The organism is Pedobacter sp. (assembly GCF_040513095.1).
Classification (GTDB): domain Bacteria; phylum Bacteroidota; class Bacteroidia; order Sphingobacteriales; family Sphingobacteriaceae; genus Pedobacter.
In genome coordinates, this window is the sequence record NZ_JBEVDX010000126.1 from 23154 (window position 1) to 37580 (window position 14427).

Genomic DNA, 14427 nt, shown 5'->3' on the forward strand with positions numbered 1-14427 from the left:
GTTGTTGTGCTATTGGACAGACCAAAATAAGTAAAACTGTTGACAAAGTGTAATATTAACACACTTATATAATGTTATTGTTACTCAGGCCCAGCCCCTAAAATATTTATTTCCTGACACGAATTTAACCTGAAATTAGGTTAACAGGTCTTTTTTGATATAGTTAATGCTTTTAGTGATACTTTGATAAGGGTCAATCTTAATTACATCCTGTTCCACAAAAAGGTATTCCATTCCGGAAAGCTTAGCTTGTTTGAAAATGCTTTTGAAATTTATACTGCCGGTTCCAACTTCTGTAAAAACACTTTTATCTGTTTTGTCCATGTCCTTCACATGCCACATTTTGAAGCGTCCGGGATGTAGTTTGAACATTTCCAATGGATTGAGTCCGGCATTTACTGCCCAGAACAAATCGAGTTCAAAGCTGACCATCGAAGGATCTGTTTCTTTCAGAAGCACATCAAAAGGAGTAAGCCCTTTTCCCAGGTCAGTAAACTCAAAATTGTGGTTATGGTAACCGAGTGTAAGTCCCTGCTTTTTGCATAGTTCTGCGGCATGGTTAAACTTCGCTGCGGTTTCTTTGTAGTTATCCAGCGAATCCGGTTTTGTTTTGTCATGCGGGATAGATGGAATCACGAAATACTTCTGGCCAACTGTCGCCGCAACCTCTATATGCTGTTTCAGAACTTCATCATTGCCGCCTTTGCTCAGAAAAGCGTTCACATTGTAATGCCCGCTGGGCGAGGTCAGGCCGTTTGCCGAAAGCAGCGACTTAAACGCTTTAGCATCCAGTCCCCAAAAGCCCGGTGCTGCATTTGGCCCTGCATAACCATAAAAAGTTTCTACCTGGTCGTAGCCAATCTTTGCCACTTTTGCGATGGTACCTTTAACATCCTTTTGCAGCTGATCCCTAAGGGTATACAACTGGATCCCTACTTTGTGGGATGCTTTTTCTGCCGCCAGTGCGGTGGACAGGACGGTGGGGCTGAGGAACGCTGCTGCTGCGGCTATTCCGGCCTGTTGTAAGAAATTTCTTCTATTGCTCATATCGGTAATTTATTTGGGTCATCTTTAAATTTACAGGTGATGACGGGCCTGAAAAATGAGAGCGCGGAGTATGAATATATGAAGATAAATATAATTAATAACATTTTTATTCAGGTTTGTTTCGTTTTTCTACCTTTGCCAAAATCTATATTTTAATGAGCGAAAAAATAGTAGTTTTAGGTTCTAACGGTCAGATCGGCACCGAGTTGGTAACGGCCCTGCGTAAGACCTACGGGGAGGACAATGTGATCGCCTGCGATATCCGCCGTCCGGATTATGATATTAAAAACTCCGGCCCCTTTGAATTTGTCAATGTGCTTGATAAGGAGATCCTGAATAAGATATTCACGAAATACAAGCCTTCTCAGGTATACCTCCTTGCGGCTTTACTATCCGCAACAGGAGAACAGAATCCCCAGCTGGCCTGGGACCTGAACATGAACGGATTGCTGAATATACTGGACCTTGCGATCCTTTACAAAACAGCAAAGGTATACTGGCCGAGCTCCATTGCTGTTTTCGGACCAAATTCTCCAAAAGACCAGACCCAACAATTTTGTGTAATGGATCCCAATACTGTTTACGGAATTAGTAAATTAGCGGGTGAAAGGTGGTGTGAGTATTACCACCAGAAATATGGCCTGGATGTGCGCAGTATCCGTTATCCCGGACTGATCAGCTGGAAGGCTGCTCCAGGGGGAGGTACAACGGATTACGCCATTCATATTTTTCATGATGCGTTGAAAAAAGGCGCTTATGCCTCTTTTCTTTCTGCTGAAACGGAACTGCCCATGATGTATATGGATGATGCCATCCGCGGTACCATTGAACTGATGGATGCCCCGGCAGCACAGATCAGCATACGCTCCAGCTATAATTTTGCCGGGGTAAGCTTTACGCCAGAGGTGCTGGCCGCTGAAATCAGGAACCATATCCCGGATTTTAAGCTAACTTACACGGCTTATGATCCGCGTCAGGAGATTGCTGCCAGCTGGCCGCGCTCTATTGACGACCAGTTTGCCACGCGCGACTGGGGCTGGAAGCCGGAATTTGACCTGGCGAAACTGACGGCAGATATGTTTAGTAATTTAAAAAAGTAATAGGGTAGAGCCCTCAATAAGTATACAATGGGAAGAGCATTTGAGTTCAGAAAAGAAAGAAAATTTAAACGTTGGGCTAAAATGGCCGTACAATTTACCCGTATAGGGAAGGAAATTGTAATGGCTGTAAAAGATGCAGGCCCTAATCCGGATACCAACTCACGCTTACGTACTGCAATCCAGAACTCGAAGGCAGTAAATATGCCGAAGCATACCGTGGATGCTGCGATTAAAAGGGCTTCCAACAAGGATGAAAACGGATATGAAGAGCATGTTTACGAAGGTTACGCACAACATGGCGTAGCTATCCTGATAGAGACTGCAACGGACAATACCAACAGAACGGTAGCCAATGTACGCAGCTATTTCAGTAAAACCGGCGGATCTTTAGGTAAAACGGGATCTCTGGATTTTATCTTCAACCGTAAATCTATCTTCAGGTTTTTACCGGGAGAAAAGGATATGGAAGAACTGGAATTTGAACTGATTGATGCAGGTCTGGAAGAACTTTATCTGGAAGCTGACGAAGAAGGTGTTGAAACCGCTGTTGTACAGACAGCTTTTGAAGATTTTGGCAAGATGCAGAAAGCGCTGGAAGATATGGGATTTGAAATGAAGAGCGCCAAGCTTGAACGTATTGCGCTTTCTACAACTGACGTTTCTGAAGAACAGGCTGTGGATGTACTGAAGCTGATTGATAAGTTAGAAGAGGATGATGATGTACAGGCGGTATATCATAATATGACTGAGTAAAAAATAAAAAACCCGCTTGCACTGCAAGCGGGTTTTTTATTGGTTAAAGCTTATTTTGAGAAGCTGAACTTTGCGGCAGTGACGTCGCGTGAGTTCGAACCGATGAACAGGTTAAAATCGCCTGGTTCAGCAGCAAACTTCAGGTCTGCGTTGAAGAACTTCAGCATCTGCTCATCAATGGTGAAGGTTACGCGTTTGCTTTCTCCTTTCTTCAGGAAGATCTTTTGAAAACCTTTCAGTTCTTTCACCGGTCTGGTGATTGAACCATAGACATCCTGAATATATAACTGTACAACTTCCTGACCGTCAAAATTACCGGTGTTCTGAACATCCACCGAAACCTGTATTGCTTGTCCCGGTTTAACCACAGCCTTGTTCAGGCCGGGAGTGGAATACTGGAAGCTGGTGTAACTCAGTCCGTATCCGAAGGGATACAAAGGATCGTTGGAACTGTCAATATAACGGGATTTGTATTTTTCATTCGATACGCCATCGTAAGGGCGACCAGTATTTTTATGGTTATAGTAAATCGGGATCTGGCCTATACTTCTCGGGAAAGTTGTAGTCAGTTTACCTGCAGGGTTATAGTTGCCTACAAGAATATCCGCAATTGCATTGCCGGCTTCGGTACCGCCAAACCAGGTTTCCAGGATTGCCGTTACATTGGCATCTTCCCATTCCAGGGTGAGGGGGCGACTGTTCATCAAAACCAAAACTACAGGTTTACCGGTTGCAGTAACCGCTTTCAGCAATGCCTTTTGATTGGGTAAAAGATCAAGGTTGGTACGGCTTGTTGCTTCACCACCCATCAGGGCGCTTTCTCCGAGAACCAGTACAGCGATGTCTGATTTATTTGCGGCAGAAACAGCCTCACTTATCAGTTTATCAGTAGATTTTTCATCGGCAACGATATCTGCTCCGTTTGCATTGAGCTGTTTCAGGATTGCAGCGTCATCAACCAGGTTGGCTCCTTTTGCATATGTAATATCCATATCCGGCGCGGCACTTTTAAGGCCTTCCATTACACCGATTGCCTTTTTCCAGTCGCCCGCAGCACTCCAGTTACCAATCATATTGCGTTTGTCATCAGCCAGCGGGCCAATCAGTGCAATCCTGGCTTTCTTTTTCAAAGGCAGTACCTGGTTATCATTTTTCAGCAGTACCATGGATGCTTCGGCAATATTCCTGGCATCAAACCTGTTTTGCTGCGAAAGGATCTCAGTTTTTGCACGCTCTTCGTTCACATATTTGTATGGATCAGCAAAAAGCCCCAGTTTATATTTGGCTTCAAGCATTCTGCGGCAGGCCAGATCGATCATCTGAATAGTGATTTTCTTTTCCTGCAGGGACGTTTTCAGGGTAGTTAGAAAACCCTCCCCAACCATATCCATATCCGTTCCCGCTGCCAGTGCTTTTGCACTTACCGTTTTTAAATCCCCAAGTCCGTGCGGTACCAGCTCATTGATCCCGGTATAGTCGCTCACTACAAATCCGTTGAATCCCCAGCTGTTACGCAGCAGGTCTGTTAACAGCCATCTGTTTGCTGTTGCCGGAGTGCCATTGATATCGTTGAAAGATGCCATTACCGATGCTGCGCCTGCGTCAACTGCTGCTTTGTAGGGCGGCAGGTACTCATTGTACATTTTGATCATGCTCATATCAGTAGTATTGTAATCCCTACCTGCTTCGGCAGCACCATACAGCGCAAAGTGTTTGATACAGGCAAGAATCGCATCTTTATTGGAAAGGCTGTTAGTCTGGTAACCTTTTACCATAGCCACTCCTATGAGCGAGCCCAGGTAAGGGTCTTCACCCGCACCTTCGGCCATTCTGCCCCAGCGCGGATCTCTTGCAATATCCACCATAGGAGAGAAGGTCCAGTTTAAACCATCGGCACTGGCTTCCCTTGCGGCAATACGTGCACTTTTTTCTATCAGGTCCAAATCCCAGCTGGTACTTAAACCCAAAGGAATAGGAAATATGGTTTTATGTCCGTGGATTACGTCGTATCCAAACAGCAAAGGGATTTTCAAGCGTGATTTGGTCATCACCAGTTTCTGCAATTTCTCTACTGCCTGCGGGGTAAAAGTGTTAAAAACACCGCCAACCAATCCTTTTTCAATTTTTTCATCCACCCCCTCACTCAATACCGGTCCGGTTACATCAAAGCCTACGGCAGGTAAGTTTAATTGTCCGATCTTTTCATCCAGTGTCATTTTAGACATCAGGTTTGCAATAAAGCTGTTCATTTTCAGATCGGCCGCTGATACGGTCTTTTTCTGCTGCGCTGTCGCTGTATCCGCAAGAAAAACGACCGCCAGGAAAAATAGGAGATTGTGTCTTTTCATAAGTTTTATATTAATTTTTTAATGCCGTACTTGCTATACCCAGTTTATCGAGCCCATTTTTTACATCGGGACTGCTCATAAACAGTTTCCAGAGGAGGCCGCTCCGGTAATTTTCGATCATGCAGATGATCGGCCCCTGGTCAATTGCCAGATGTGATTTCGCATACCAGTTATGTTCCTCACTAAAGCCATCTACAAAACCGTACTCGCTCCAGATTTTATCTCCCAGGTCAAAGTAAAAATGTTTCAGTGCCTTCATGGAATATTCCGGGGTATAGGGGAAAGCAGAGAGTGCTGCCGTCGGGCTGATCACACCGAGGTCTTCTGCAGGTGAATGTGCTGCATATCCCTGCCAGCTGTCACTGGCAGTTAGGCCCCAGCTGTTTTCGCCGTATCCTTTGTAATGTTTTGGATTTTCCACGCAATAGGCATGGTTGATCAGTGTATGGTTTTTGTTCTGTTCAAAGTAATCTGCATAGCGGTCTTTGAGTCCGCGCGGGTCCAGGCCCAAAAATGAGTAATGCGAAAAGAACAGTGGCCCGCCAAAATCGAATCCCAATGGCAGGGTAATGCCCAGGAATTTCTTGCCATTAAAGAAGGTATTGCTGTTTGCCCATCCGTCTTCGTAAACCCTTTTGCCGATCGCAAACTTAGGTGAGGAAGCCGCCAGCACATAAGTGATAAAACATTCGTTCCAGCCTTTCAGCTGATGGTTCATACTCCATCCATTATTAGGGCTCCAGTGCCAGTACAACACATTTTGCTGCTGAGTGAACCAGTTCCATTCGATACCTTCCCACATCCAGAGGATCTTGTTCCGGATATCGTTTTCAACAGGGTTGTCTGCCGTGTAATACTGTTTTGCCGTAAGCAATCCCTGGAACAGGAAAGATGTTTCTACCAGGTCTGCCCCGTCATCTTTGGGACTGAAGCGGATTACCTTACCGGTTTCTCCGTTCAGCCAGTGCGGAAATGCACCATGGAACATATCGGCTTTCCAGAGAAAATCCACGATCTTCCTGGTACGTGCAGCAGCCTGTTCGCGGGTAATAAACTTACGCTCTGAAGCCACGATTGTAGCCATCACGCCAAAGCCTGTACCACCTGTAGTAACAACTTCATCGCCGTAATCAAAAGATTTGTTGCTGCGTTCGCGTGCCATTCCGCTTACCGGGTGACCGAAGTCCCAGAAGTAACGGAAGGTTTGTTTTTGTACCAGATCGAGCAGCTGCTCATCGCTCAGGTTTTTTTGGATTTTCAGCTGTGGGTTTATATGATCTTTTGTTTGTGCTGCCGCAGGCTGACTGTTAAAGCAGGAGCTGAGTATCAGCACGGCTATCAGAAAACATAAAGTTAATCTATTTTTCAGCATATCAATGGTTTAAAAGCTGGATTTCATTTAAAAAAAGGCTGCCGGCCAAGACCGGCAACCTTGATATTATCTGGTTAGATAGGGAATTTAATAACCCGGGTTCTGAGTAAGCAGGCCACCGCTCAGGTCAATTTCTGTCTGCGGGATCGGCCAGATTTCGTTTCTTCCGGCTCTCCATCCTTTAGGGCCGAACACGGCTGCTCCGCGTCCCTGGCGGATCACGTCGAAATAACGGTCAAATTCCATTGCAAATTCAGATCTTCTCTCACGGTATATTGCTGCGCGGATAGCTGCCTGATCTGTAATAGTTACAGCAGGCAGAATAGCAGCATTTCCCTGACGGGCTCTGGCACGTACTCTTTCCAATGAGGAAAGTGCCTGTGTGGTGTTGCCAAGTTCATTTGCAGCTTCGGCATTCATCAGCAATGCATCTGAGAAACGCAGCACACGTACATTTTGCTGTGCACCTTCATTAAAGCCATTTACAAACAGGCTGAACGGTACATATGATTTCTGGTTGAACATCGGATTATCACCGTTAGCGTCAATCACATCACCCTGGGGAGTAGTTTCGCCCCTGAAGATAATTGTAGCATCTCTTCTCGGATCGCCTGTTTCAAATGAAGCTGCCAGATCTGCGGTAGGTACATTGAAACCCCATCCGCCACCTCTTGCTGAACGGACACCCTGAACCTGGGAATACTGAGAGTTAGAAACTGAAGTATTACCCGGAACAAGCGCACACTGGATTTCAAAGATGGATTCAGTGCTGTTTTCATTGGGAATCCTGAATACAGATTCGAAGCTTGGCAGCAGGCTGTAGTTCATGCCCATAACCGTATTGGTATAACCCAGCACATCATTCCATTTTTTAAGGTACATGGCTACTTTAGCATGCAGCGTAAGGGCCGCACCTTTTGTTGCCCTGCCCAGATCAACACTGGCATAATTTACAGGAAGTGCCGCTGCGGCATCTGTCAGGTCACTTTCAATCTGTGCATATACCTGGGTAGCATCAGCTCTTGGAATGTTGTATTCTGATGCGTCTTTCGGTATTGTCAGGCGCAAAGGAACTCCTCCAAAAGCGCGTACCAGTCTGAAATAAGAAAGCGCACGTATAAATTTAGCTTCTGCGAGGTATTGCGCTTTTAACGTTGCATCCATTGAAATGGCGGGAACATTATCGAGCACCTGATTGCAGTAATTTATGTTGCGGTACTGTCCGTTCCAGAATCCTGAAATATTACCCTGATTAGGATCGATTGTAAACGTATCAAAGTCCAGGAAGAAACTGGCATCACTTGGGCTGCTGCCTTTTTCGGCATCATCCGAACCCATGCTTTCAATGGCTATAGCTGGAAAGGCCGTATTCTCGTAAGAGCGCATATTTCCGTAGATCGCGTTTACACCGGCACCGGCATCTGCAGCTGTTTTCCAGAATACCTCACTTTGCTGTTGTCCTTGCTGGGGAACATCCAGGAATTCCTTTTTACAGGAAGGAAAGAGGGAGGCGGCGATTAAAATACCTGCTCCCAAAACTGATTTTGAATATAATTTATGGTTGAGTTTCATGTGATTGCAGATTAAAATGTCAGGTTAACACCAAAGTTGTAAGTTGCGTATAAAGGATATACGTTTGCATCCAGACCCGCATTGAGGGTTGTAGAGCTTGTTGCACTTGTGATTCTGTCTGCAACATTTGTAGGTGCAGGGCCAATTTCCGGGCTGAATCCTTTGTATCCGAACAAATTGATGGCGTTCTGTGCATTTGCATAGAACCTGATTTTCTTAATTTTCCATTTCTCCAGTGTACTGTTGGGAAGGGTGTAACCCAATTGTGCATTTCTTACCCTGAAATATGATCCGCTGGATACATAGAAGGAGTTTGGTGCAGAGTTGGCAGAAGAACCGATATTTACTGACGGGTAGGTATTTGATGTACCTGCTCCATGCCAGCGGTTATCTACAAAATCTTTGGTGAAGTTCTCATTACCAAAACGGTAAGCCAGGTTAGAGTTGTAAATATCAACTCCGGCAACTCCCTGGAAGTCCAGCGCGAGGTCAAAGTTTTTATATGCAAAGCTGGTATTTACACCATAAGTATACTTAGGATTTGGATTTCCTATGACCGTTCTGTCCAGTGATGTAATTTTACCATCACCATTCAGGTCCTGGTATTTAAAACCACCTGGCAGTGCACCTGACTGTGTAGGGGAGGCAGCAATATCTGCAGCATCCTGGTAAATTCCAGCTGTTTTGTATCCGTAGAATTGCCCTATAGGATCACCCACAACTGTTCTGGTTGCAAGGAAACCGTTGGTAATCCCGGTGCTGCCACTGTAAATAGGTGTATTTCCCGAAATCACGTTCAGCACTTTGTTGGCATTGTAACCAATGTTACCACTAACAGAGTACGTTAATCCACCACCTGTTTTATCATTCCAGGAAACGGATAGCTCTGCGCCCCTGTTCTGAAGGTCGGCCTGGTTACCAAGGATCTGGTTGTTTACTGTTCCCAATGAACCCAGGATTGGCAGACCAAAGATTGCCCTTGATGTTTTGCGTGTGTACAAGTCACCTTCAATGTTTAACCTGTTGGTCAGGAAGCCGGCTTCAAATCCAACATTGGCTCCAATACCTTTCTCCCATACAATGAAAGGAGGAACCAGTGTATTACTGCTGCGGCCGGTATAAACCAGATCATTGTAAATTGCTGCAAGATCTCCGGTTTGTGCAATTAAAGCCTGAGTTGGGTTTACCGGAACACTTGCATTTCCTACAACACCGTAGCTGCCACGGATTTTCAGGTTACTGAATATTGTCTGGTTTTTCATGAAATCTTCATTTGACAGTACCCATCCGGCACCTACCGAAGGAAAATAACCCCAGGTTTGGTTGCCAAAGAATTGTGAAGCTCCATCAGCGCGGATCGAAGCATTCAGCAGGTATTTGTTTTTGAAGGAATAGTTGGCTCTTGCAAAGTAAGAGGCAAACTTAATCAGACTTGCCTGGTCATCCGCATAACGGGTGTCAGCATTACCAAGCCTCAGGTACAGATCTGCATCACTGTTAAAGGGTACGTCGCGTGCCTGAGCAGTTATGCCGTAAGATCTGTTGCTTTGTGCCGACTGGCCGATAAGTAAAGTCAGGTTATGGTCTTCTTTGAAAGTATTCTGGTAAGTCAGCGTATTTTCGATGATCCAGTTACGGGTTTCGATACGGTTCAAATCGAGTATACTGTTTTGCGACTGCTGCGCAAAAGTTGCATAGTACACAGGGGCATATGTTCTGCCTTCAGTCTGGCCAAATTCACCACCAATACTGGTCCTGAAGGTAAAATGATTCAGAAACTTCAATTCAGCATAGATGTTTCCTGTAGCCCTGTATTCTTTGGTGTTCTGATTGTAAAAATCCAGGGTAGCCTGAGGGTTAAAGTTTGCCCCATCACCCAGACGCTGATCATTAGGATCACCGTATGAACCATCTGGGTTGAATACCGGTATGGTTGGCGAGGCGGAAAACATCTGGTGAAAGATCGTTGAGGGAATATCGTTCGATTTGCTCGCTACACCTGTAACATTGTAACCAACTTTCAGATTTTTAAATATCTGAATATCGTTTGATACCCTTGCTGTGTATCTTTTATAGTTGTTGTTTTTTACAATACCGTCCTGATCAAGATAGCCGAGTGAGATGTTGTAAGTAGATTTTTCCGATCCGCCCATTACCGAAAGGCTATGGTTAGTTACAAAAGCATTCTGCAGAATCTGGTCATACCAGTCTGTGCCTTTTCCAAGTGATGCCGGATTTGCAAATAAGGCTGTACCGCCGTTAGAAGTAGAAAGTTCATTTGTCAGCGTGGCGTATTCCGAAGCATCTGCCATTTTCACTTTATTGGTAACCTTTTGAAAGCCTGCATAAGCGTCATAATTGATCACAGTAGGTGCACCGGCCTTTCCTTTTTTAGTGGTTACCAGTACTACACCATTTGCAGCACGGATACCATAGATAGATTGTGCTGATGCATCTTTCAGTACGCTTAAGTTTTCGATATCAGCAGGATTCAGGAAGTTAATATCGCTGTACCATACTCCATCTACTACATATAGCGGTGCCTGGTTACCAAAGATCGTTCCCAGACCACGGATGCGGATCTGGGGAGCGGTACCCGGTGAACCCGAATTGGTAATAGAGACACCGGCAATTTTACCCTGCAATCCGCTCACGGCGTTTTGCGATGCCTGCTTCGATATTTCCTCACCTTTTACACTGGCTACAGCGCCTGTGACATCGATCTTGCGCTGCGTACCGTATCCAACTACAACAACCTGCTCAAGCTGCTGTGAGGTAGATACCATTGCTACGTTAATTGTTGTTTGATTATTTACAGGGATCTCCTGAGTAGCGTAGCCGATATAGGTAAAGACTAATGTTGCATTAGCGGGGGCGCTAATCGTAAAGACCCCGTTAACGTCTGTTTGAATTCCTGTAGTAGTGCCTTTAATGCTAACGCTGACAGATGGCAGGGTTGTTTTATCCTGACTGTCTGAAACCAGTCCCTTTACAGTGATGTTCTGGGCTGATGCAACATTAAAAAACAATAGACAAAGAAAACTTAAAACAGAAAATTTGGTAAAGATTGTTTTCATGCTCGTATCTGGTTTTATGTTTAATTGTGGGTTAAAATTCCACTTGTTAAACAGTTAAAACAAAGAAATGGCCTCAACAATAGTACATCATCAGAACTTGGTGTATTAAATACAATAAGTGTTTTCGGGGACAGATTAACGGTTTAGTGCTGTTTATATGGTCGCCAAGGCGGTTTTTCTGAGATCACACAGAAAAGTAATAATAAAAATATATTTTTTCTTTTCCTGAGTGTGTGTAGTAATGATGTAGTGCTAAAGCTCCATAAAGAACTCTGCAAGGTTCTTGTCGTGAGGGATGTTGAGTTTCTTACGCAACCTGTAGCGGCGGATTTCGACTCCGCGCAGTGAAATATTTAACAGCGAAGCCATTTCTTTGCTGCTCATATTCATGTGCAGGTAGGCGCATAATTTCAAATCGTTGGGTACAAGATCAGGATGGCTTGACTTCAGTTTTTTAAAGAAACTGCCATGCGCTTCGTTGAAACTTGTCTCAAATAAGTTCCAGTCGCGCTCGTCATTCATTCCCTCATCAATGATTTTCTGAACTTTTCGGATCTGCTCATCGGCCACTTTTTTACCGTCCTTATCTTTGAGCTTGATCATTTCTTCGCTCAGCTTTTGCAGCAGTTCGTTTTTATAAACCAGGCTCATGGCGGAGCTTGCCAGCTCGCGGTTTTTGCTCTGCAGTTCTGCATGCAGTTTCTCCGTCTGGATTTTGATGATCTGTTTTTCGGTTGCTTCGGCTTCTTTTTTCAGGAAGATATCCTTTTCGAGCTGTACTTTGTTAAGTATCCTTTCCCGGTCTTCCTGCAGTTTCTGCCGGTATTGTTTACGGCCCAGCAGGAACAGGAATACTGCAAGGAGAACATAGATAGCGATAGCCCAGTTGCTGGCGTAAAAAGGAGGAAGAACGGTAAATTCGAAGACGCTTGTTTTGCTCACCAGGTTGTCGTTGATCTTGGCCCGTACCAAAAACCGGTATTTACCGCGGCCCAGATTGGTGAAATCTTTTTGTGAGGATACGCTCCATTCCGACCATTGTCTGGAATAGCCTTCAAGATAGTACTGGAACTTTATGGTTGCCTGCCTGTAATAGGGCAGGGCATAGGAGATCCTGATGTTATGCCTGCTGTAGGGTATTTCAATATCTGAACCACTGTTTCCGTTTTCACTGATGGTCCTGTAGGTATCAGTAACATCCTCTACACGTCTGATCAATACCGCCGGAAGTATCTTTTTCCTGTCTGCCGCGGTCTTGTTTGCTGCATCGTAGATCACAAAACCATCATCTACGCTAACCAGGTGCATCCAGGCGCTGATCTGGCTGATGTTCTCATAATACTGCACCATCCTTCCGTCCAGCAGGCTAAAAAGGTTGGAGTCGATAGCCAGTTTGCCGGGTTCCCGGAAATCTATCAGGGCGGTTTTTCCATGGTTGATAAACCAGTATTTTTTTACGCCGGCGCTGATGATCTTGTTTGAACTGGCAAAACTTCCAAGCCCTTTGTTCAGTGCTGTATAATTACTGAAGCGGTCGCTGATCTCATCGTACAGCATAAATCCCGCATCCGATGAAAAGATGAGTTTGTTTTCGAGCTGGAAGATATTGACGTTGTAATCGCCCGGCAGGCCATTCCTTGCATCGTAATGCCTGGTTTGGATTACCTTTCTGAAATCGGGACTGAGTGTGAGCCGGTAAAGCCCTTTGTATGCATGGCTTACCCAGATATCCCCGTGAGCATCCTGCTCTACATATCTGGATGGTTCCCAGAATCCTTCAATCTTGGTAAAATACTTCCATTGCCCCGCCTGGTCTTTTTTGAAGAGCACCAGCCCGGTATAGGTTCCCTGGATTAAATAATCCGGGTAGCTGTTTAATTTTTTAATTGTCCATCCCCCGTTTACCGCTGAAATCTTTTCCATGCTGGAGCCGGTAATCTTGAATGTCCCTTCATTGTGCCCGCAGATCAGTTGCCCGTCTATCAGGCTAAGGTCCCATACTTGCCCCTGTGAATTAGGGATAAGCTTAAAATCAAAGGTGTTCAATTTATTGCCTTTTACGGCCGACCATGGACTGTAGAATAATCCCTGGTTGGTACCCAGGTAAATGTTGTTCTGATCGATCAGACTGGAATATACCGTACCAAACTGCCCGGCTTTGTCGAGATAGAAATACAGGGAAGAATTAAGCTCTACGCGGTCAATCCCATTGTCCAGCCCAGTCCAGAGGTTAGCTTGTTCGTCAGTGAACAGGCTGAGGATGGTGTTGTTCTGTAATCCGCCGGTTTTATTGATCCGCTGGATCACGTTTCCGTTTTCATCAATGAGGATCAGTCCGTTCAGAATTGTGCCGAAAGCGTAATATTGTTTATCGATTTTGCTGCCGTTATTCAGCTGGTATGTTTTGAGAAAATCGTTTGCAGGGGTAATAAAAGGGGCAAATGAGCTGCCATTGTATACAAATAGTCCGTCTTTGCTGGTACCAATCAGCAGCTGGTTACCCCTATAGGGTAATATGGTCATAATATTCAGCGGATAGGTTTTGCCCGCATTAGGCATTGCCGTTAAGGTTTTCCCTTTCAGTTCAAAAAGTCCTTTACCGGTGACCTCGATGAGAAATCTGTTGCCTACATGCTGCAGAAAGAGCAGTGAGCCCGGCCCATTCACAATACTGATCTTCTGATCCTGGTAAATGTATATAGTGCTGAACGACTGAAAAATTACCCTCTTGCCATCGGTATAGATTTTCCAGATCTCATCTTTGATCGGATTTGTCTTTGGAATAAGACCCGTCAAAGAAGTATATGTTAGTTTTTTGTTTTTGGGCGACCAGTAGCCGAATTCGCCGAAGCTGCCAGTGTATACCATTCCGTCAGCTCCTGTAGCTACCGCACGTACAATCTGCCTGTTAGGCATGATATACTGCTGCCAGTATACTCCATCATAAGTTAGCAAGCCCTGCGCATTGCCGAAATACATGATGCCATGTTTATCCTTTGCTATTGCCCAGTTCTGGTTCCCGGAAAGGTAAAGGGATTTAGGAAAATTCTGGACATATGGAACCCCAATGCCCTTGATATAATCTGCCCGGGCAACAATGCTCAGGAGAAAGAAGGATAAAAACAGAGCGCAACAGGTGTAAAAGCGAGCCTTCATGG

At 45.0% G+C, this 14427-nt stretch carries 8 protein-coding genes; 2 read left to right on the forward strand and 6 right to left on the reverse strand.

The genetic code is table 11. The features are described from left to right. Positions 1 to 135: 135 nt before the first annotated feature. Positions 136 to 1047, reverse strand: a complete 912-nt coding sequence (locus ABWY16_RS14540; RefSeq protein ID WP_353905366.1) for a sugar phosphate isomerase/epimerase family protein — start codon at positions 1045 to 1047, stop codon at positions 136 to 138. A 155-nt stretch (positions 1048 to 1202) separates the two neighbouring features. Between ABWY16_RS14540 and ABWY16_RS14545 the strand changes: the two genes are divergently transcribed. Continuing rightward, complete coding sequence (locus ABWY16_RS14545; protein WP_353905367.1) at positions 1203 to 2147, forward strand: NAD-dependent epimerase/dehydratase family protein; 945 nt, start codon at positions 1203 to 1205, stop codon at positions 2145 to 2147. A 27-nt stretch (positions 2148 to 2174) separates the two neighbouring features. Continuing rightward, positions 2175 to 2900 (forward strand): YebC/PmpR family DNA-binding transcriptional regulator, encoded by a 726-nt coding sequence (locus ABWY16_RS14550; RefSeq protein WP_353905368.1) that lies wholly within the window; start codon positions 2175 to 2177, stop codon positions 2898 to 2900. Positions 2901 to 2950: 50 nt separating this feature from the next. Here the strand turns inward: ABWY16_RS14550 and bglX are convergent, their stop codons facing one another. The 5 genes from bglX to ABWY16_RS14575 form a co-directional block, all read right to left on the reverse strand. Continuing rightward, positions 2951 to 5248: a beta-glucosidase BglX gene (gene bglX, locus ABWY16_RS14555; RefSeq protein WP_353905369.1), complete on the reverse strand. Its 2298-nt coding sequence runs from the start codon at positions 5246 to 5248 to the stop codon at positions 2951 to 2953. A 10-nt stretch (positions 5249 to 5258) separates the two neighbouring features. After that, positions 5259 to 6620 carry a glucoamylase family protein gene (locus ABWY16_RS14560; RefSeq protein WP_353905370.1) on the reverse strand — a complete coding sequence of 454 codons (1362 nt, stop codon included), beginning with the start codon at positions 6618 to 6620 and terminating at the stop codon, positions 5259 to 5261. Positions 6621 to 6707: 87 nt separating this feature from the next. Then, positions 6708 to 8192, reverse strand: coding sequence for a RagB/SusD family nutrient uptake outer membrane protein (locus ABWY16_RS14565; RefSeq protein ID WP_353905371.1), 1485 nt, complete (start codon positions 8190 to 8192; stop codon positions 6708 to 6710). An 11-nt stretch (positions 8193 to 8203) separates the two neighbouring features. After that, a complete protein-coding gene (locus ABWY16_RS14570; RefSeq protein ID WP_353905372.1) occupies positions 8204 to 11269 on the reverse strand; it encodes a SusC/RagA family TonB-linked outer membrane protein in 3066 nt (1021 codons plus the stop codon). Positions 11270 to 11521: 252 nt separating this feature from the next. Further along, the gene (locus ABWY16_RS14575; RefSeq protein WP_353905373.1) at positions 11522 to 14425 is read right to left on the reverse strand and encodes a ligand-binding sensor domain-containing protein; all 2904 of its coding nucleotides are present in this window, start codon (positions 14423 to 14425) and stop codon (positions 11522 to 11524) included. Positions 14426 to 14427: the final 2 nt, after the last annotated feature.

Bases quoted from the DNA above. Each gene is read 5' to 3' on its own strand.
- ABWY16_RS14565 (WP_353905371.1), bottom strand. From the start codon at position 8,192: ATGAAACTCAACCATAAATTATATTCAAAATCAGTTTTGGGAGCAGGT.
- ABWY16_RS14545 (WP_353905367.1), top strand. From the start codon at position 1,203: ATGAGCGAAAAAATAGTAGTTTTAGGTTCTAACGGTCAGATCGGCACC.
- ABWY16_RS14575 (WP_353905373.1), bottom strand. From the start codon at position 14,425: ATGAAGGCTCGCTTTTACACCTGTTGCGCTCTGTTTTTATCCTTCTTT.
- bglX (WP_353905369.1), bottom strand. From the start codon at position 5,248: ATGAAAAGACACAATCTCCTATTTTTCCTGGCGGTCGTTTTTCTTGCG.
- ABWY16_RS14540 (WP_353905366.1), bottom strand. From the start codon at position 1,047: ATGAGCAATAGAAGAAATTTCTTACAACAGGCCGGAATAGCCGCAGCA.
- ABWY16_RS14560 (WP_353905370.1), bottom strand. From the start codon at position 6,620: ATGCTGAAAAATAGATTAACTTTATGTTTTCTGATAGCCGTGCTGATA.
- ABWY16_RS14570 (WP_353905372.1), bottom strand. From the start codon at position 11,269: ATGAAAACAATCTTTACCAAATTTTCTGTTTTAAGTTTTCTTTGTCTA.
- ABWY16_RS14550 (WP_353905368.1), top strand. From the start codon at position 2,175: ATGGGAAGAGCATTTGAGTTCAGAAAAGAAAGAAAATTTAAACGTTGG.